The organism is Hyunsoonleella aquatilis (genome assembly GCF_014270105.1).
Classification (GTDB): domain Bacteria; phylum Bacteroidota; class Bacteroidia; order Flavobacteriales; family Flavobacteriaceae; genus Jejuia; species Jejuia aquatilis.
In genome coordinates this window covers 174,365-194,698 of record NZ_JACNMF010000002.1, presented here as the reverse complement: position 1 = coordinate 194,698, position 20,334 = coordinate 174,365, and the positions used below count along the sequence as shown (strand labels likewise).

Genomic DNA, 20,334 nt, shown 5'->3' with positions numbered 1-20,334 from the left:
AATGCAGAGTTTTAGAACAGAAATAGAAAATCCAGTTGTTGAGAGAGATATTATTGAATTAGCCAATAAAATTGAGCTGTTTCACAACGGAAAAATAGATGAAGAAAAATTTAGAAGCTTACGTTTAGCACGTGGGGTTTACGGTCAGCGTCAAGAAGGCGTGCAAATGATTCGTATTAAATTGCCTTACGGAAAGGTAAAAAGCAATCAATTGCACAGAATTTCTGATGTTTCTGATGAATATTCGAGAGGAAGATTGCATATAACTACGCGTCAGGATATTCAAATCCACTATGTGGATTTAAACAGGACACCTGAGCTTTGGGCGGAATTGGAGCGTGATGACGTAACACTTCGCGAAGCCTGTGGCAACACAGTAAGAAACGTGACAGCTTCTGAAACTGCGGGTATCGACCCCAATGAACCTTTTGATGTATCGCCTTATGCTGATGCATTATACAAGTTCTTTTTGCGAAACCCGATCTGTCAGGAAATGGGTCGTAAATTCAAAGTGTCCTTCTCGTCTTCCGATGAAGATACAGGGTTGTCATACATGCACGATTTAGGCTTTATTGCTAAAATCAAAGATGGTGTTCGCGGATTTAAGGTGATGATTGGTGGTGGATTGGGTTCGCAACCACGTCATGCTGATGTGCTATATGATTTTCTGGAAACTGATAAAATCATTCCAGTAATGGAAGGTGTGTTGCGAATTTTTGACCGTCACGGTGAGCGTAAAAGTCGCGCCAAAGCGAGAATGAAATTTTTAATTAAGGATATAGGTTTGGATGCTTTTAAGGAATTGGTTGAAGCTGAGCAAAATGCGATTGAATTAAAATCGGTTGCTATCGATGCTGATGCCTTTGAAGCGTCTGTTCCAGTTGAAATCACTGAAATTCCAGAAGTAACTATTAAAGACCAACAGGCTTTTGAAACTTGGAAGTCAACTAACTTAATTCCTCAAAAACAAGAAGGTTATGTGGCTATCGGTATCAAGGTGTTGTTAGGTGATTTCTATACGGACAAGGCGAGGTTATTAGCTGATTTAGTAGAGAACTATGCCGCTGGTGAAATTCGTTTGTCGTTACGTCAAAATATTGTGATTCCTTTTGTGAAAAGAGAATTAGTGCCATTTTTCTATACCGAATTGGAAAAATTAGGTTTTGTAGAAGCTGGTTATAATAAAGCCGTGGATATCACTGCATGCCCAGGTACAGATACCTGTAATTTGGGTATAGCAAGTAGTACAGGTATTGCTGATGAGTTGGAGCGAGTGATTAAAGCCGAATATCCTCAGTATTTAAACAACGAAGATTTAGTGATTAAAATCAGTGGTTGTATGAATGCATGTGGACAGCACAATATGGCGAATATTGGTTTCCAAGGGATGTCTGTTCGTACACCTGATAAATTGGTAGCGCCTGCGTTACAAGTGCTTTTAGGGGGTGGAAACTTAGGTGATGGCAATGGCGTGTTTGCAGATAAAGTGGTAAAAGTACCTAGTAAAAGAGGTCCAGAGGCATTGCGAAGAATTTTAGACGATTACGAGGCTAATTCCAATGGAAAATTATTTGTTGACTACTATAAAGAAAAAGGGGAGAAGTATTTCTACGATTTCCTTCAAGATTTACAAGATGTCAGCAATTTAACTGACGCCGATCTTATTGATTGGGGAACGGATGAAAAGTATGTTAAGGAAATTGGTGTCGGCGAATGTGCCGGTGTGGTAATCGATTTAGTAGCAACCTTGTTCTTAGAAAGTGAAGAGAAAATTGAAAATGCCAAAGAATCTTTGGGAAACAAAGTGTATTCTGGAGCTATTTACCACGCTTACAGTTCAATGGTAAATACCGCTAAGGCGTTGTTGACCGCAGAGAATAAAAAAACAAACACGCATTCCGGAATTATCAAGCAATTTGATGAGTTGTTTGTGGAAACGGGAGCTATAAAATTAGAAGGTTCTTTTACTGACATCGTTTATCAAATCAATAAATTTGTACCAAACGCTGAGTTTGCTAGTCAATATATAGAAAGCGCTCAAGACTTTTTAGATAAGACAAGAGCATACCGAGAATTGGAGTTGAACACAGCTAAAAAAGCCGTTTAATAATTCAAATGAGTATAAAAACCCCAAAATTAACGGTTGTAGGTGCAGGGCCTGGTGACGAGGATTTGATTACCCTTAAAGCGATTAAGGCTATTGAATCAGCGGATGTCATTCTGTACGATGCGCTTATCAACGAATCCTTGCTAAAGTATGCTTCGGAAGCTACCGAATTTATTTTTGTTGGGAAACGTAAGGGGTGTTATGCGTTTCAACAAGAGCAAATTAACGATTTGATAGTCTCAAAAGCGAAAGAAAAGGGACATGTGGTAAGGCTTAAAGGGGGTGACCCATTTATTTTTGGTCGCGGTGCAGAGGAGATTGATTATGTACGGCAATTTGGTTTGGAAACTTTTGTAGTACCGGGGATTTCATCTTCGGTTGCAGTTCCAGCATATCAGGGCATTCCGTTAACAAAACGAGGTGCTTCCGAAAGTTTTTGGGTAATCACAGGAACCACAAAACAACACAAACTATCGGCCGATGTGGCCTTGGCAGCTAAGTCAACCGCAACAGTTGTGATATTGATGGGGATGGGCAAATTAGTGGAAATCGTGGAGATTTTTTCAAAAGAAGGAAAAGCGGATACGTCCGTAGCTATTATTCAAAATGGAACTAGGGAAGATGAAAATGTAGGTATTGGGACTATCAAAACTATCGAGAGCATTGCCCGAGAAAAGCAATTGGCCAACCCGGCAATTATTATTATCGGAGATGTAGTTAAGGAAAGAGCGGTTTTGAGTTCTATTTATAGTGAAGTGACCCAGGGTTAAATTATGGAAAGGAATAATTTATATCCCATTTTTTTAAAGGCACGAAGCCTAAATGTGTTGATTGTTGGTGGAGGGTTCGTTGCTGAAGAAAAATTAACTTTCTTATTAAAATCAAGTCCAGATGCCCATGTAACTATGGTGTCGCCTATGTTTAGGGAAGGCACGATAGATCTGGCTGAAAAAGGAGATGTAAAGCTGATTGAGGATACCTATAAAAAGAAGTATCTGAAGGGTAAACATATTGTTGTTGCTACGACAGATGTGCCAGAGGTAAACGTGAAGGTGCATAAACATTGTAGAAAGCGAAGCATTTTGGTAAATGTAGCCGACAACCCACCATACTGTGATTTTTATATGGGTGGCATTGTAACAAAAGGCAATGTAAAAGTAGCGATTTCAACCAACGGAAAATCGCCAACAACGGCCAAACGTTTGAGACAATTTTTTGAGGAAGTCATTCCTGAAAACATTGACGATTTGGTGAAGAATTTAAACGAATATAGAAAAACCATAAAAGGTGATTTTGAGGAAAAAGTAGAGACCCTCAATGAATTCACAAAAGGATTAATACAAAAAAGAGAATCATAAAATGATTAAGACGGATATACTTATCATAGGAGCTGGTCCAACAGGGTTGTTTACGGTATTTGAAGCGGGATTGTTAAAGTTGAAGTGTCACTTAATTGACGCATTGCCTCAACCAGGAGGACAATGTTCAGAATTATATCCCAAAAAGCCCATTTATGATATTCCAGGGTTCCCAGAGATTTTGGCAGGTGACTTAACTAGAAATTTACTGGAACAAGGTAAGCAGTTCGAGCCAGGGTTCACTTTAGGAGAACGTGCCGATAAAGTTGAAAAACAAGAGGATGGAACATTTATTGTTACCACAAATAAAGGGACAAAACATCAAGCTCCGGTGGTGGCTATTGCCAGTGGATTAGGTAGTTTTGAACCTAGAAAGCCAGCGCTTGACAGCCTTGTGGATTACGAGGATAAAGGCGTTGAATATATGATTAAAGAGCCCGAAATGTATAGGGATAAAAATGTTGTGATTGCCGGTGGAGGGGATTCTGCATTGGATTGGAGTATCTTTTTAGCTGATGTTGCTAAAAGCGTAACATTAATACACAGGCGTAATGAGTTTAGGGGGCATTTGGATTCAGTTGAAAAAGTCCAGGAGCTCAAAGATGATGGTAAAATCAATTTGATTACCCCGGCTGAGGTTACCGACATTATGGGTGATGGTAAAGTTGAAGCAATCGAAATCACGAAAAAAGACGAGGAACCTTTTAGGTTGGAAACAGACCACTTTATACCTTTATTTGGGTTGTCTCCTAAATTAGGCCCTATCGCCAATTGGGGCTTGGAGATTGAGAAAAATGCGATTAAGGTAAATAATGCATTAGATTACCAAACCAATATACCCGGCATTTTTGCAATTGGGGACGGTAATTACTATCCCGGTAAGTTAAAGTTGATTCTTTGTGGTTTTCACGAAGCGACTATAATGTGCCAAGCGGCCTACAAAATTATTAATCCAGGAAAGAAGTTCGTGCTAAAATATACAACAGTTTCTGGGGTTAACGGTTTCGACGGCACAAGAAAGGAAGCACCAAAAGCGGTAGTTCAAGCTATAAATTAAGTTTAAGCTTTATAAATAAAAATCCCGCGAGTTTTCTTTTAAGTTCGCGGGATTTAATGTTTAAATACACCAGATTGTTAGGGATAAGTTATATTTTTATCCACTGAAATTTTTAAAATGTAATCAAGGGAATGAAAAGTTACAACGTTTGCTTAAAGGACACGGTGAAGACGTTTACAAAAAGACTGTTTTACTCTTTATTCGATTGTGAGCAGGAAGAAGCCCATGGTGAATATTTAGAGGAGACATTCCTTAAGATACTTTCGGCGTTGGAGATTGAAAACGTTACAGAAATTTGGGCCAGTTTTAAAGCCGAGCTTCCAGAAATAAGACAAAAATTGGATTTGGATGCTATCGCCTTTGAGAAGAACGACCCGGCTTCCCATAGTCTGCGAGAAATTTATCTGGCCTATCCTGGTTTCCATGCCATTTCGATTTACCGTTTAAGTCATGCGCTTTATAATCGCAATGTGCATATTTTACCCAGAATGATGAGTGAATACATTCACGGTATTACGGGGATTGATATTCACCCCGGTGCTACCATTGGGGAATCGTTCTATATCGACCACGGTACAGGTATTGTGATTGGTGAAACCTCGATTATTGGCAAGGGTGTAAAAATTTATCAAGGGGTTACTTTAGGAGGTATTTCAGTGGCGAAGAGTTTGGCTAAAACCAAACGTCACCCCACTATTGAAGATGATGTTTGCATCTATGCCAATGCCACGATTTTAGGTGGCGATATTGTAATTGGTGCCAATAGTATTATTGGAGCAAACGTATGGATTACTGAGCCGGTACCCGAGAATTCGTTGGTCACCTATCAAACTGAAATTAAAATAAGACCGAAAAAGAATGGGATTCGAAAATAGTATCATAGGTCAAATAGGGAATACGCCTTTGGTGGAAGCGACGCATCTTATCAATAAAAAAGGTGTGCGTTTGTTTTTGAAGTTGGAAGGGAATAATCCCGGAGGAAGTGTTAAGGACAGACCTGCTTTCAATATGATAAATGAGGCGTTGAAAAGAGGTGATATCAAAAAAGGAGGCACTTTGGTGGAAGCAACTAGTGGAAATACAGGTATTGCTTTGGCGTTTATCGCAAAATTGTTGGGGTTGAAAATGGTTTTAATTATGCCTGAAAACTCTACTGAAGAACGGGTGAAAACCATGCGGGCCTATGGAGCAGAGGTGATTTTAACCCCTGCGGATATCGGTATCGAAGGCTCTCGAGATTTAGCATTTAAGTTGAGAGATGAAAAAGGATACACCCTTTTAAATCAGTTTGAAAACCACGACAACTGGAAAGCCCATTATAAAACCACCGGTCCAGAAATCTGGGAAGCGACCGAAGGTAAAGTAACCCATTTTGTGTCGGCCATGGGAACAACAGGAACCATAACTGGCGTTTCAAAATATTTAAAAGAGAAAAACAAAGACATAACTATTGTTGGAGCACAACCAGCAGACGGTGCTAGAATACCTGGCATCAGAAAGTGGTCGCCAGAGTATGTTCCCAAGTTTTTTGAGCCAGAACGTGTGGACATTGTTGTAGATGTATCTGAAGATGACGCCAAGGCCACCACAATTAAGTTGGCAAAAGAAGAAGGTGTATTTGCAGGAATGAGCAGTGGAGGTTCTGTGTTTTGTGCCTTAACCATTGCTGAACGAATTGAAGAAGGGGTTATCGTTGCGATAATATGCGATAGAGGGGATAGGTATTTATCCTCAACATTGTTTGAATAAAAAAAATTAAACTTCCTGCAAGGTTTCCGAAACCTTGTAGGTATTAAATGTTTGAAAATGTCAAATATTAGAAAAGCTTTAAAAGAGCGAATTTTGGTTTTAGATGGTGCCATGGGTACTATGCTTCAAGCCTATAAATTCACTGAGGAAGATTTCAGGGGTGAGCGATTTAAGGATTACCCTATTCCTTTGCAAGGGAATAACGACTTGCTGTCCATTACGCAGCCCGACGCTATTAAAACCATTCATGGGAAATACTTTGAGGCTGGTGCCGATATTATTGAAACCAATACGTTTTCAGGCACCACAATTGCCATGGCCGATTATCAAATGGAGGATTTGGTATATGAATTAAACTATGAGTCGGCTAAAATAGCCAAGGAAGTCGCTGATGAATTCACGGCCAGGGAACCCCACAAACCACGTTTTGTAGCGGGTTCAATTGGCCCAACAAACCGTACGGCAAGCATGTCCCCAGATGTAAATGACCCTGGATATCGAGCCGTAACTTTTGATGAGTTACGAATTGCATACAAGCAACAAGTTGAAGCTTTGCTTGATGGTGGTGCGGATTTGTTATTGGTTGAAACGGTATTTGATACATTAAATGCGAAGGCTGCGCTTTTTGCCATTGAAGAAGTAAAAGCTGAGCGAAATATAGATGTTCCAATTATGCTAAGTGGCACGATTACCGATGCATCGGGAAGAACCCTGTCCGGGCAAACCGCAGAAGCATTTTTAATTTCAGTATCGCATGTGCCCTTGTTATCCGTCGGATTCAACTGTGCCTTGGGAGCCAATTTATTGCAACCCCATTTAGAGGCCATTGCCAATAAAACGGATTTTGCCATTTCGGCGCACCCAAATGCCGGATTACCAAATGCCTTTGGGGAATATGACGAAACCCCAGAACAAATGGGAGAGCAAATTGAAGAATATCTAAAAAAGAATTTAATCAATATTATTGGTGGTTGCTGTGGTACTTCACCAGAGCATATCAGTGTTATAGCAGATATCGCCTCAAAATATCAACCCCGGAAAATTGTCACGCTGAGCGCAGTCGAAGCGTCTCATTAATTTCAAAATGAAAATAAAACAAACCAAATACATGAAGCTCTCTGGTTTAGAACCTTTGGTTTTAAACGAGAACAGCAATTTTATTAACGTCGGGGAACGCACCAATGTGGCAGGTTCTCGAAAGTTCTTGCGCTTAATAAAAGAAGAAAAATTTGATGAGGCGCTTGATATCGCGAGACATCAAGTAGACGGTGGTGCTCAGATTATCGACATCAATATGGACGATGGTTTGATTGATGGAAAGGAAGCGATGGTGCGTTTCTTAAACTTGATCGCTGCCGAACCTGATATTTGTCGCGTACCCATTATGATCGACTCCTCAAAATGGGAAATTATTGAAGCAGGATTGCAGGTAGTGCAGGGGAAATGTGTGGTGAATTCTATTTCATTGAAAGAAGGTGAAGAGAAATTTATTTGGGAGGCTACTCAGATTAAGCGTTACGGTGCGGCCGTAATTGTGATGGCTTTTGATGAAGTGGGCCAAGCCGATAATTATGAGCGACGAATTGAAATTGCTAAACGGTCGTACGATGTTCTGGTGAACAAAGTTGGTTTTCCGTCAGAAGATATCATTTTCGATTTGAATATATTCCCTGTGGCAACAGGTATGGAGGAGCACCGCAGAAATGCCATCGATTTTATTGAGGCCACACGATGGGTGCGTCAAAATTTAGAAAACGTAAGTGTAAGTGGAGGTGTAAGTAATGTTTCCTTTTCTTTTAGGGGAAATGACACAGTAAGGGAGGCGATGCACTCCGTGTTCTTATATCATGCCATTCAAAACGGCATGAACATGGGTATTGTAAACCCAGCAATGTTGGAGGTTTACGATGATATTCCAAAGGATTTATTGGAACATGTTGAGGATGTTATTTTGGACAGACGCGATGATGCTACAGAGCGTTTATTGGAATTTGCTGAAACCGTAAAAGGCACGAAAGCTGAAAAAACAGTGGATTTAACCTGGCGTGAAGGTTCCATTCAAGATAGAATTACACATGCTTTGGTTAAAGGTATTGACGCTTTTATTATTGAAGACGTAGAACAAGCCAGACAAGAAGCTTCAAAACCTATTGAAGTTATTGAAGGTCACTTAATGATTGGAATGAATGTGGTTGGCGATTTATTCGGAGCCGGTAAAATGTTTTTGCCCCAAGTGGTGAAATCAGCTAGAGTGATGAAAAAGGCCGTGGCCTATTTGAATCCCTTTATTGAAGCAGAAAAATCAGATAAATCAGAGCCCGTTGGAAAGATTTTGATGGCAACTGTAAAAGGTGATGTTCATGATATTGGAAAAAATATTGTGAGTGTGGTATTAGCGTGTAATAATTATGAAATAGTGGATTTAGGAGTGATGGTACCGCCCGAAAAAATTATTGAAACCGCAATCAGTGAGGGTGTGGATGCTATTGGCTTATCCGGTTTGATTACACCGTCGCTGGATGAGATGGTGTATTTAGCCAAGGAAATGCAAAACAAAAATTTTGAAGTTCCGCTTTTGATTGGTGGTGCTACAACGTCTAAAGCACATACGGCCGTTAAGATTGATACGCAATATGAAAATGCGGTGGTACACGTTAATGATGCCTCAAGAGCCGTGACCGTTGTTGGGGATTTGTTGAACAAGAAAACGTCAAATGAATATGTAGCAAAGTTAAAGCGAGACTACGAAGAATTCAGAACCAAGTTTTTAAAACGAGGTAAAGAGAAGTCTTATATTTCGATTAAAGAAGCGCGAAGCAAGAAGTTTAAAATTGATTGGGACATATCAGAAATAGTGAAGCCTAAGGAAATGGGTGTTCAAATTCTAAAGCAATTGAGTTTAAAAGATCTGTTGCCATTTATTGACTGGAGTCCGTTTTTTAGGAGTTGGGATCTGCATGGGAAATACCCCGACATTTTGAAGGATGAGGTGGTTGGCGAACAAGCCAGTCAGTTATATGAAGATGCGCAAGAGATGATTCGGCAAATTGTGGCAAAGCAATTGTTGAAGCCCAAAGCTATTTTTGGTTTATTTGAAGCCAATACCATTAATGAAGATGATATTTCAGTAAAGAAAAAAGGGGAAGAAATTGCGGTGTTTAGAACCTTGCGCCAGCAGTTAAAAAAGCGCGAAGGTGTTCCAAATCATGCATTGGCTGATTTTGTTGCACCCGAAAGTACGGGTAAAACTGATTATGTTGGAGCGTTTTGTGTTGCCATTTTTGGTGCTCAAGAATTGGCGGACAGTTACAAGGCCAAAGATGATGATTACAGCGCTATAATGGCCCAAGCCATTGCAGACCGATTTGCCGAGGCTTTTGCTGAATATTTACACAAACAAATTAGAACGAAACATTGGGGCTATGCCTCAGACGAGGATTTGAGCAATGATGAATTGATAAAAGAGAGTTATAAAGGCATTCGTCCCGCACCGGGATATCCTGCGTGTCCAGACCATTTGGAAAAGGAAACCATTTGGAAATTGTTGGAAGTTGAAAAATTGATTGGTGTTACCTTAACCGAGAGTTTAGCCATGTGGCCAGCAGCTGCGGTTTCAGGTTACTATTTTGGAAACAAAGAAGCGAAATATTTTGGTTTAGGTAAAATTACTGATGACCAATTAACCGATTATGCGAAGCGAAAGGGCATTGACATTGAGAAGGCACGGAAGTGGCTGCATCCTAATATAAGCCCCTACTAACCTCCCCGAAGGGGAGGGACTCTTACTCGTGCGCGTGAGACCTATCAGTTTTTTAAATCCTGACGGGTCTGATAACCGCAACAGTTCCCCTCCGTAGATGGGCTAGGGATGGGTTTAAGAGCAAGAGTGGCGCGTTAGGGATTGAACGGAATGTTTGAGCTCCTCTCCCGATAGCTATCGGGAGAGAGCGAGTAGTGAAAGCCCGACCCTTTGGGTAACGCCCAAAAAATAAAAAAGTATAACTAAATAAGATTCCTGCTTTCGCAGGAAAGTAGAATGAAAGTAACAGACCATATTAAGAACGCCAACGGAAAGACGTTGTTTTCGTTTGAGGTAATTCCACCGAAGAAGGGGAAGAATATTCAGGATTTATACAATAACATTGACCCGTTGATGGAGTTTAAACCACCGTTTATTGACGTGACCACTTCGCGGGAGGAGTATGTATATATTGACAAAGGTAACGGCCTTTTGGATAAAAGGATTACCAGGATGCGACCCGGAACAGTTGGGATTTGTGCCTCCATTATGCATAAGTATCAGGTGGATGCGATTCCGCATTTGTTGTGTGGTGGTTTTACAAAGGAGGAGACGGAATATGTGTTGGTGGATTGCCATTATTTAGGGTTGGATAATGTGATGGCTCTTCGTGGCGATTCTATGAAGGATGAACCTTATTTTAAGCCTTGTGATGGCGGGCATGCTTATGCCAGCGAATTGGTGGAGCAAATTGCAAGTTTAAACCGTGGTAAATATTTGCACGATGACATTGAGGTGGAGCATTACTCCGATTTTTGTATCGGCGTGGCCGGTTATCCGGAAAAGCACATGGAAGCACCATCCTTGGCCACCGATTTAAAACGTTTAAAAGCCAAAGTAGATGCCGGAGCGGATTATGTGGTGACCCAAATGTTTTTTGACAACCAAAAGTATTTTGAGTTTGTGGAAAAGGCTCGGGAAATGGGGATAGATGTGCCCATTATTCCAGGGATTAAACCGATTGCGGTAAAGAGACATTTGCAATTGTTACCACAGGTGTTTAAAATAGATTTGCCCCAGGATTTGATCGATGCCGTCGAAGATTGCAAGGATAATAAGGCAGTACGTCAGGTTGGAATTGAATTCGCAATTCAGCAATCCAAGGAACTGTTGGATTTTGGTGTACCTGTATTGCATTATTATTCAATGGGCAAGAGCGATAATATTCATGCCATTGCAAAAGCATTGTTTTAAATAGTACATTTGCAGTACAGATTCCCCAAAATGAAGCTATTTTATACCGGCCTGTTGTGGTTGATTTGTGCTGTATGTTTGGCGCAAGACAAAACCCATACGTCCTATCTGGATGTCAATTATTTCTCAGGCTACATTGGGCTTCACAACGATGAAATACTGCATTTAATTCAGGAACATCCCCAAGGTATTATTGTAAGCTGGAATAAAAAAACCTTTGGTTACGAGGATTGGGAACAACGTTTTGGCTACCCAGACTTAGGATTTTCATTAGCCTATCAAAACTTTAACAATTCTGTTTTAGGAAACAACCTTTCGGTTTACGCCCACTATAATTTTTACTTTTTCAACCGGAATTTAATGCTTCGGATTGGTCAGGGGATGGCCTATAATTCCAATCCTTACGACAGGGAAACCAACTTTAAGAATGTGGCTTTCGGCTCTACATTTATGAGTAGTACTTATGCCATGTTGCAGTATAAAAAGGAACGGATTTTTGATAAATTTGGGTTGCAGGCTGGATTTTCCCTGATTCACTATTCCAACGCCAATGTTAAGGCACCGAACAATGGCACTAATACTATTGCATTTAATGTCGGGGTAACGTATAATTTGGATGACGAAAATCTGGAATATCAGCGTACTTTAGACCGAAAAGCAGACAGAAAATTTACCGAACCAATCAAATACAATGTGGTATTCAGAGGAGGGGTTAATGAAAGCGACTTGATTGGTAGTGGGCAATATCCTTTTTATATTTTATCGGCCTATGCCGACAAACGTATCAATAGAAAAAGTGCCTTGCAGTTGGGGGCAGATCTGTTCTTTTCTAATTTTTTGAAGGAATTAATTAAATTTAGAAGCGTGGCATTTCCTGAGGAAAACGTTTCAGGTGATGAAGACTTTAAAAGAGTAGGCGTGTTTGTTGGCCACGAATTGTTCATCAACAAATTGAGCTTGTTAAGCCAAGTGGGGTATTATGTGTATTATCCATTTGAATTTGAAGGTCGAACTTATATCAGAGCGGGATTAAAACGCTATTTTGGCAAAAAGTGGTTTGGGGCCGTAACCTTAAAATCACATGGATTTAGGGCAGAAGCGGTTGAATTTGGGGTTGGCCTAAGATTATAATTATAGAACAGAGACTGACAATTGTAGGTTTGGGTGTAAGCGATTTGAAATCGGCAACTCAGTTTTATGAAGAAAAATTTGGTTGGAAGAAAACCGAATCAAGCAATGACGGTATTTCGTTTTTCCAAATGAATGGCATCTTGTTGTCCTTATACCCAAGGGAGAAGTTAGCCGAAGATGCCAAAGTGTCTCATGAGGGCAACGGATTTAAAGGCTTTACCCTGGCTTATAATGCACGGTCAAAAAAAGAAGTGGATGCCATTTTTGAAGATTTGAAGCAAAAAAGGGTTGCTATAGTTAAACCAGCTGAAGAAGTGTTTTGGGGTGGCTATAGTGGCTATGTTGCAGACATGGATGGAAATTTATGGGAAATAGCATTCAATCCATTCTTGCCGATGGATGAGAAGGGTAATACATCTGAAGTTTAGTTTATGCTGAAAAGAATAGCTTGCATATCGTTAATTTTATTAGTTTTTGCTTGTGACAGCGAAAATGCCAACGACTGTTTTCAAACTGCCGGGCCACTGGTTCAAAAGGAATTGATTGTTGAATCTTTTGATAAGATTTTAGTAAATCGCGATGTAGAATTGATACTGAAAGATGGTGCTGAACAAAAGGTGGTTGTAGAAACCGGTGAAAATCTATTGAACGATGTTGAGGTGTCGGTCATAAACGGAAGAATTACCTTGACGGATAATAACAACTGCAATTACGTTCGCGATTATGGCATTACCAAAGTTTATATCACCTCACCAAATATTCGAGAGATACGAAGTTCCACCCAATACAGTATCAAATCTGATGGCGTGTTGACTTATCCTGAAATCAATGTGCTGTCTGAAGATTTTAATACTCCAGGTACTTTTACGGTCGGGGATTTTATTCTCGAGGTAAATAGTAACACTTTTAGAGCGACATTTAATGGGTTGTCCAGCTGTTTTGTTTCTGGTTCGGTAAATAATTTGAATGTTTCTTTTTTTGCTGGCGACGGAAGGTTTGAGGGGCGGAACTTAATTGCTCAAAACGTTGAGGTACTTAATCGTGGTTCCAATGATATGGTGGTTAATCCGCAGGCTGAAATAACAGGTACAATATCCAGTACTGGAAATGTTATAGCTGTAAACCGGCCACCAGTTGTAGAGGTTGAAGAACTCTACAAAGGACGCCTAATTTTTGAATAATTCCACTGACTGTTTCGCGATTTCAAGCTCTTCATTGGTGGGGATAATCAGTACTTTTACTTTGGAAGTTTCAGCACTTACGTCTGTAAGTTTATCTGGTCTTACCTTGTTTTTGTCTTCATCCAAGACGATTCCTAGGTAATTCAATTCACTACAAACGCGTCGGCGCATATCTATTGAATTTTCTCCAATACCCGCAGTAAATACGATAGCATCTAGACCGTTCAAAATCGCGGCATAGCTACCGATATATTTTTTTATCCGATAGGCATTCATGTCCAGTGCTAGTTGTGCATTTTTGTCCCCATTGTCTGCTTTTGCCTGAATTTCTCGCATATCGCTGTGTCCTGTCAATCCCAACATACCACTTTTCTTTTGAAGAATGGTATTGATTTCTGAAAGGCTGAGATTAAAACGTTCGGCCATATGAAAAATAATGGAAGGGTCTACATCTCCAGAGCGTGTACCCATAATTAAACCGCTTACGGGCGAAAACCCTAGCGAATGGTCAATACTTTTGCCATCTTTAATGGCGGTCATGCTACAACCATTCCCAAGATGAATTGTGATGATTTTTGAATGTGCTTTGTCCAAGTATTCGATGGCCTTCGCGGACACATATTTATGACTCGTGCCATGGAATCCATACAACCGAATATTATGCATGTCTGAATATTCATTAGGAATGGCATATTTATAGGCGTGTTCTGGAATGGACTGATGAAATGCTGTGTCAAAAACCGCCACCTGTTTGGCTTTTGGAAAAATGGCCTCGGCAACTTCAATACCTTCCAAATTGGCAGGATTATGTAAAGGAGCCAAAGAGGATAAAGCTTTGATTTTTGCTTTAACGTTTGCTGTGATTTCAGTTGTATTGCTGAAATGCTTGCCTCCGTGTACCACACGATGCCCCACAATATCAATAGCATCCGCTGATTTGATAATTCCAGTATCTTTGTCCAACAATTGTTTGGAAACCATTTCTAGGCCTACCTTATGGTTGGGAATGGATTCCACAACTTCAATAGTATCTTTATCTGTTTTGAATTTGAAAATGGCATCCTCAAAACCGATGCGCTCAATTATTCCTGAACACAAAATCCTAGTATCAGGCATTGAAAACAATTGAAATTTTAGAGATGAACTCCCTGAGTTTAAAACGAGTACCTGCATATTAAAAATCTTGAGCTTGGATTGCGGTTATGATTACGGTGCTATAAATATCATCAGCAGTGCAGCCTCTACTTAAGTCATTAACTGGTTTGTTTAGGCCTTGTAACATTGGGCCTATGGCCAAGGCACCTGTCTCGCGCTGTACGGCCTTATAGGTATTATTTCCAGTATTCAAATCAGGGAAAATCAGCACGCTGGCCTGTCCCGCAACTTCAGAATCTGGTAATTTACTTTTTCCAATGCGCATATCCACGGCTGCGTCGTACTGTATGGGGCCTTCGATTTTAAGGTCTGGGGCGGCGGCTTTTGCTATTTCGGTAGCCTTTCTTACCCTATCTACATCTTCACCTTTTCCGGAGGCACCTGAGGAATAGGATAGCATTGCTACTTTCGGTTCAACCCCAAAATTACGGGCCGTTTCAGCGGATGAAATCGCGATTTCTGCTAATTGCTCGGCATTCGGATTCGGATTGATGGCACAGTCTCCAAAAATGGAAACTCTATCTTCTAAACACATGAAAAATACAGAGGATACTATATTCACGCCTGGCTTTGTTTTGATAAATTGTAAGGCCGGCCTTAAGGTGTGTGCAGTGGTGTGCAGGGCTCCTGAAACCATTCCATCTGCATGCCCTTTATATATCATCATTGTGGCGAAATACGACACGTCGGACATGGCATCCCTGGCCATATCCATATTAACGTTTTTGTGCTTTCTTAACTCATAAAAAGTTTGAACATAATCTTCAAAATCTGGAGATTCTATTGGAAAAACAGTATTAACGGTGTTTAAGTCCAAAGGAATGTCATGTTTGTCAATGCGCTCCTGTATTTTTTCTCTTTCTCCAATTAGGGTCAAATCCACCACGTGCGCATCAATAAGCCGGACCGCTGCTCTCAAAACCCTTTCGTCATAGCCTTCCGGTAAAACGATATGCTTTTTATCCTTTAAGGCCCGTTGTAACAAATTGTACTGAAACATTCTTGGAGTAAAAATATCGGACTTGAAAGTTATCAAATCCTCCGCCAGTTTATTGGTATCTACATGCTTCTCGAAAGTAGCAATCGAGGTTTCGATTTTTTCAATGTTTTCGGCATAAATTCTGGATTTTATTTTGCCAATTGCATTGGTGACAAAAAAAGTACCATCTTTTACGCTGATAATCGGTACAACGCTTGAAAGGCCTTCTATTAGTCTAAGTATGGGTTTTTCTGGAATGAGGCCACCAGTTAAAATAATGCCGGATATTTTTGGGTAATTAGCCGAAATGTTTGCCTGTAAGGCTCCCAAAATTATATCTGCCCTATCGCCAGGGGTAATCACCAACGCGTTTTCTTTTAAATGTGTTAAGTAGTTGCGCAATTGCATGGCACCCACGCTGTAGTTTTCGGATTGATTGTTGATCATTTCCTGGCCAAAAAGCACCGTACCCTTTAGTTTTCTAACAATTTCCTTAACCGTTGGGCTTGCCAGACTGCCAATTTTAGGAATGACGGTAATGTCCGTGCCTTCATTGATTCGGGACTTTATCAGCCCTTTTAGGGTGCCGACATCTTTGGGGTCAATCTTATTGGTCATAATTGACAGTACGTCCACTTCTTCTTTAAAGGTGTCGTGGGCTAATTGCACGTTTTCTACAATCTCAGAAAGCTCTTTTTTATCCCCCTGTGAAACAATAATCACGGGCAATCCAAGGTTTTTTGAAATCAAAATATTGATATCAAGCTCCAAACTAGAATTTTCATGCGAAAAATCAGTGCCCTCAACCAATACAAAGTCAAAACGTTCTTCAAGATGTTTGTACTTTTTAATGATTTCGTCTATGACATCACCGGATTTTCCTCTGTTGTACAGATCCAAAACCTGGCTTCTCGTATAAGCAAAAGTCTTTTTGTAGTTAATATCCAGTTCAAAATAGGAGACTACCGTATTGATGTGGTTGTCCGGTTCTCCTTCCTTCGTGTCCTCGATAATGGGACGAAAATAGCCCACTTTAGCAGTTTTACCTAAAAGCATGCGCATTAAGCCCAGAACAACCACGGATTTTCCACTGTTGGGTTCGATGGTTGCTACATAAATTCCCTTGCTCATTGTTGATATTTTGTAGATTTACAAAGATAGTTTTTTATGTGTTTTAACCAGAAAATAACTATAACTATTTTGTGATTTGCTCGGCAAAATTACAGCCTTGTTGTTTATGGGAAGATGATTTTTATCATACTTTAATTTTATGCAACAAAATTTCTGGGATTGATGAGGGTAGTCCAAATTATTTTGATGTCAATTCTCTAAAAAGTGACTCCAAACTCGCATTTTTTTGATTGAGTTGTAAAATCTTTAATTGATTATCGTGCGCAAAATCGAACACATAGGAGCGCATGTCTTCGGAGGTCTTAAATGTAATTTCGTAAACAAAATCATAGGTGTTTACCACTTTTTCAACTTTTGGGAGCTTTAAAAGAAAGGCATCCTCCACACGGTAATCAAATTCCACAATTACGGTTTGGACTTTTTCGTTGCGAAGGTCTTTCAGTTTTTTATCGGCAACAATCTCACCTTTATTGATAATGATAACCCTATCGCACATGGCTTCCACTTCCTGCATAATATGCGTGGACAGGAAAACGGTTTTGGTTTTGCCGATGGATTTGATAAGGTTCCTGATATCAATTAATTGATTGGGGTCCAATCCCGTTGTGGGTTCATCCAGAATTAGAACTTCCGGGTCATGTAATAAAGCGCTTGCTAAACCTACTCGCTGGCGATAGCCTTTGGAGAGTTGGCCTATCTTTTTGTGGATTTCGGGCGTTAATCCCGTCATTTCGATGACTTCGGCAATTCTTGCATTGTCTATTTTGTAAATGCCCGCATTAAAAGCTAAATACTCCTTTATGTACATGTCTAAATATAAAGGGTTGTGTTCGGGCAGATATCCCACACTTTTTTGAATATCTTGGCGTTGATCGGTACCAAAACCATTCACTTTTACATTGCCCGAGGTGGGCTGGATGTAAGTGGTCAAAATTTTCATCATAGTGGACTTGCCCGCGCCGTTGGGGCCTAAAAAGCCTACAATTTCAGGTTGTGCCACGTTGAATGAAATGTTGTTTAGGGCTTTTTGATTGCCGTACAATTTGGAAACACCATTGACTTCAATAGACATTTGATTGATTTGTTTTGTCAAAAATAGCGATTCTATAATGCAATTCTAATTTTGCTGTAAATTCTTTAAATCTTTTTTAAAAAGTCAAAAAAAACGTTTTGGAGTGCTTTGATTTCTTGAAATATTAATTACTTTAGCCGACGTAATTATGAGAACGACAACATTTTATACATACTTTAGCTTTTTTTATTTCTTTTTTGGGAAAGAAATCGAGACGTTGTGTGTATAAATAGTAACAATATATTTTAATGCAAGTCTCGATGAAAATCGAGACTTTTTTTATGATTAATACGGTAGCCATACAGGGAGTTAAAGGGAGTTTTCACCACATCGTATCTCGGGAATTTTTTGAAAAACCTGTGGATATTATTGAGTGTATGACTTTTGACAGGGTTGTGGAAGCACTTATTAACGGTGAGTGCGATGCGGCCATTATGGCTTTGGAAAATTCTATTGCGGGCTCGATTATTCCTAATTATGCGATGATTGATAACAATTATTTGCATATCGTTGGGGAGCATTATTTGGATATTCAGCACAATTTAATGGCACTGCCGGGTCAAAGAATTGAAGATATAAAAGAGGTGTATTCGCACCCGATGGCGTTATTGCAGTGTAAAAGATTTTTTAGGGGACATCCGCATATTAAATTAGTAGAGGATAAGGACACGGCGGAGGTTGCAGATCGTATTCAAAAACATAAGTTGAAACATATTGGCGCGATTGCCAGCGTGCTGGCGGCCGAAATTTTTGAACTAGATGTTTTGGCGCATAGCATCCAAACGATAAAACATAATGAAACGCGTTTTGCGGTGGTAAAACGGACGAATTCCGAAGTACCTGAAAACGAAATTAATAAGGCTTCGATTAAATTTGAGGCGGACCATAAGCGCGGGAGTTTGGCAACGATATTGAATGTGATGAGTGATTGTAAGTTGAATTTAACAAAGATTCAGTCCTTGCCCATTATTGAAACACCTTGGAAATATGCCTTTTTTGTGGATGTGACGTTTGACGCTTATGCAGATTTTTTAAAGGCGAAGTCTTTAATTGAAATTATGAGCCCGAGTTTTAAGTTGCTCGGGGAATATAAAAATGCCAAGTTATGATTGAAGTAGCGAAGCGATTACATACGGTTGAAGAATACTACTTCTCTAGAAAATTGAGAGAGGTGGGCTTGTTGATTGCGAGCGGAAAGCCTATCATTAACTTGGGCATTGGTAGTCCGGATTTGCAACCACCGCAGAAAGTGATAGATGCTATTTCGGGTAGTTTAGGCGATGCCACGGCTCATAAATACCAAAGTTACCAGGGGTTGCCCGAATTGCGCGAGGCAATGGTGGCCTTTTATAAAGAGCATTTTGGGGTTAAAGTGAATGCAGCCAATGAGATTTTGCCTTTAATGGGAAGTAAGGAAGGTATTATGCATATTTCGATGGCTTATCTCAATGAAGGCGATGAGGTGCTGATTCCAAACCCGGGATACCCCACGTATCAATCGGTTACGAAATTGGTGGGTGCTAAAATTGTAACCTATGATTTGGATGCCTCCAATAATTGGATGCCCAACATCGCGGATTTAGAGCAAAAGGATTTAAGTAGGGTGAAATTAATGTGGGTAAATTATCCACATATGCCAACAGGGGCAACACCGACTGAAACCGTTTTTGAAGAATTGGTAGCTTTTGGCAAGCGCCATAATATTTTGATTGTCAATGACAATCCTTATAGTTTTGTGCTGAATGAGAATCCAAAAAGTATTTTAAGAGTTGAAGGTGCCAAGGATGTGTGTTTGGAATTGAATTCACTTAGCAAAACCTTTAATATGGCCGGATGGCGCGTGGGTATGGTTTTGGGAAATAGTGAGCATATCAGCAATATTTTAAAGGTAAAAAGCAATATGGATTCTGGAATGTTTTACGGCATTCAAAAAGGCGCTATTGAAGCTTTAAAATGTTCGGAAATGTGGTTTGTGACTTTGAATAGTGTTTACAAAAGACGACGCGAATTGGTATGGCAAATGGCCGAGGCTTTAAACTGCACATATGATAAAAATGCCACTGGTATGTTTGTGTGGGCAAAGTTGCCGCCATATTTAAAGTCTGAAGAGTTTATAGATTTAGTGTTGAAGAACAATCATGTGTTTATTACCCCGGGAACCATTTTTGGTAGCCAGGGCGAAGGGTACATTAGGTTTTCGCTGTGTGCTTCAACGGAGATTTTAGAAGAAGCTTTGGCACGAGTGAAATAAGTTGGCAGTGTTCAGTAGGCAGTAGGCAGTTTTAGTCTAGATAGAAGTTTGAAGCACGTAGCATGAAGAATGAAGATAGAAGTAGTTTAGGTTGAATTGATAATGAATTTTAAAGAATAAAAATCCGTCTGAGTTGAGTTCCTTCCCTTTGGGGAGGTTAGGAGGGGCTG

At 40.0% G+C, this 20,334-nt stretch carries 17 protein-coding genes; 14 read left to right on the top strand and 3 right to left on the bottom strand.

Annotation, left to right across the window (positions count from 1 at the left end; all coding sequences use genetic code 11):
* Position 1: 1 nt before the first annotated feature.
* From H7U19_RS06320 to H7U19_RS06265, 12 genes are all read left to right on the top strand, one after another.
* Complete coding sequence (locus H7U19_RS06320; RefSeq protein ID WP_186560309.1) at positions 2-2,107, top strand: HEPN domain-containing protein; 2,106 nt, start codon at positions 2-4, stop codon at positions 2,105-2,107.
* A gap of 8 nt (positions 2,108-2,115) precedes the next feature.
* A complete protein-coding gene (cobA, locus tag H7U19_RS06315; protein ID WP_186560307.1) occupies positions 2,116-2,877 on the top strand; it encodes a uroporphyrinogen-III C-methyltransferase in 762 nt (253 codons plus the stop codon).
* A 3-nt stretch (positions 2,878-2,880) separates the two neighbouring features.
* Complete coding sequence (locus H7U19_RS06310) at positions 2,881-3,465, top strand: precorrin-2 dehydrogenase/sirohydrochlorin ferrochelatase family protein (RefSeq protein WP_186560305.1); 585 nt, start codon at positions 2,881-2,883, stop codon at positions 3,463-3,465.
* A gap of 1 nt (position 3,466) precedes the next feature.
* Positions 3,467-4,522: an NAD(P)/FAD-dependent oxidoreductase gene (locus tag H7U19_RS06305; protein WP_186560303.1), complete on the top strand. Its 1,056-nt coding sequence runs from the start codon at positions 3,467-3,469 to the stop codon at positions 4,520-4,522.
* A gap of 131 nt (positions 4,523-4,653) precedes the next feature.
* Positions 4,654-5,397, top strand: a complete 744-nt coding sequence (gene epsC, locus H7U19_RS06300) for a serine O-acetyltransferase EpsC (RefSeq protein ID WP_186560302.1) — start codon at positions 4,654-4,656, stop codon at positions 5,395-5,397.
* Positions 5,381-6,271: a cysteine synthase CysM gene (gene cysM, locus H7U19_RS06295; RefSeq protein ID WP_186560299.1), complete on the top strand. Its 891-nt coding sequence runs from the start codon at positions 5,381-5,383 to the stop codon at positions 6,269-6,271. Before epsC ends, cysM begins: the two co-directional genes overlap by 17 nt.
* A 57-nt stretch (positions 6,272-6,328) precedes the next feature.
* Positions 6,329-7,348 carry a homocysteine S-methyltransferase family protein gene (locus H7U19_RS06290; RefSeq protein WP_186560297.1) on the top strand — a complete coding sequence of 340 codons (1,020 nt, stop codon included), beginning with the start codon at positions 6,329-6,331 and terminating at the stop codon, positions 7,346-7,348.
* A 7-nt stretch (positions 7,349-7,355) separates the two neighbouring features.
* Positions 7,356-10,031, top strand: a complete 2,676-nt coding sequence (gene metH / locus H7U19_RS06285) for a methionine synthase (protein ID WP_186560290.1) — start codon at positions 7,356-7,358, stop codon at positions 10,029-10,031.
* Between the two features lie 276 nt (positions 10,032-10,307).
* On the top strand, positions 10,308-11,264 hold the full coding sequence (gene metF / locus H7U19_RS06280) for a methylenetetrahydrofolate reductase [NAD(P)H] (RefSeq protein WP_186560288.1): 957 nt from the start codon (positions 10,308-10,310) through the stop codon (positions 11,262-11,264).
* A 30-nt stretch (positions 11,265-11,294) separates the two neighbouring features.
* On the top strand, positions 11,295-12,395 hold the full coding sequence (locus H7U19_RS06275; protein WP_186560287.1) for an acyloxyacyl hydrolase: 1,101 nt from the start codon (positions 11,295-11,297) through the stop codon (positions 12,393-12,395).
* Between the two features lie 29 nt (positions 12,396-12,424).
* The gene (locus H7U19_RS06270) at positions 12,425-12,823 is read left to right on the top strand and encodes a VOC family protein (protein WP_246454657.1); all 399 of its coding nucleotides are present in this window, start codon (positions 12,425-12,427) and stop codon (positions 12,821-12,823) included.
* A gap of 3 nt (positions 12,824-12,826) precedes the next feature.
* Positions 12,827-13,576 (top strand): head GIN domain-containing protein, encoded by a 750-nt coding sequence (locus tag H7U19_RS06265; protein ID WP_186560285.1) that lies wholly within the window; start codon positions 12,827-12,829, stop codon positions 13,574-13,576.
* On the opposite strand, the gene H7U19_RS06260 is transcribed toward H7U19_RS06265, so the two are convergent.
* The 3 genes from H7U19_RS06260 to gldA all read right to left on the bottom strand — a co-directional run bounded on the left by H7U19_RS06260 (position 13,562) and on the right by gldA (position 17,913).
* The gene (locus H7U19_RS06260; RefSeq protein WP_186560283.1) at positions 13,562-14,749 is read right to left on the bottom strand and encodes an acetate/propionate family kinase; all 1,188 of its coding nucleotides are present in this window, start codon (positions 14,747-14,749) and stop codon (positions 13,562-13,564) included. The genes H7U19_RS06265 and H7U19_RS06260 overlap by 15 nt on opposite strands.
* Position 14,750: 1 nt before the next feature.
* The gene (gene pta, locus H7U19_RS06255) at positions 14,751-16,841 is read right to left on the bottom strand and encodes a phosphate acetyltransferase (RefSeq protein WP_186560281.1); all 2,091 of its coding nucleotides are present in this window, start codon (positions 16,839-16,841) and stop codon (positions 14,751-14,753) included.
* A 178-nt stretch (positions 16,842-17,019) separates the two neighbouring features.
* Positions 17,020-17,913 carry a gliding motility-associated ABC transporter ATP-binding subunit GldA gene (gldA, locus tag H7U19_RS06250; RefSeq protein WP_186560279.1) on the bottom strand — a complete coding sequence of 298 codons (894 nt, stop codon included), beginning with the start codon at positions 17,911-17,913 and terminating at the stop codon, positions 17,020-17,022.
* Positions 17,914-18,194: 281 nt separating this feature from the next.
* On the opposite strand from gldA, the gene H7U19_RS06245 reads away from it, so the two are divergent.
* Both H7U19_RS06245 and H7U19_RS06240 read left to right on the top strand, forming a co-directional pair.
* Entirely contained in the window at positions 18,195-19,022 is an 828-nt protein-coding gene (locus H7U19_RS06245) for a prephenate dehydratase (protein ID WP_186560277.1), read from the top strand.
* Positions 19,019-20,164, top strand: a complete 1,146-nt coding sequence (locus tag H7U19_RS06240; protein ID WP_186560275.1) for a pyridoxal phosphate-dependent aminotransferase — start codon at positions 19,019-19,021, stop codon at positions 20,162-20,164. The genes H7U19_RS06245 and H7U19_RS06240 overlap by 4 nt, the downstream gene beginning before the upstream one ends.
* The last annotated feature ends 170 nt before the right edge of the window (positions 20,165-20,334 follow it).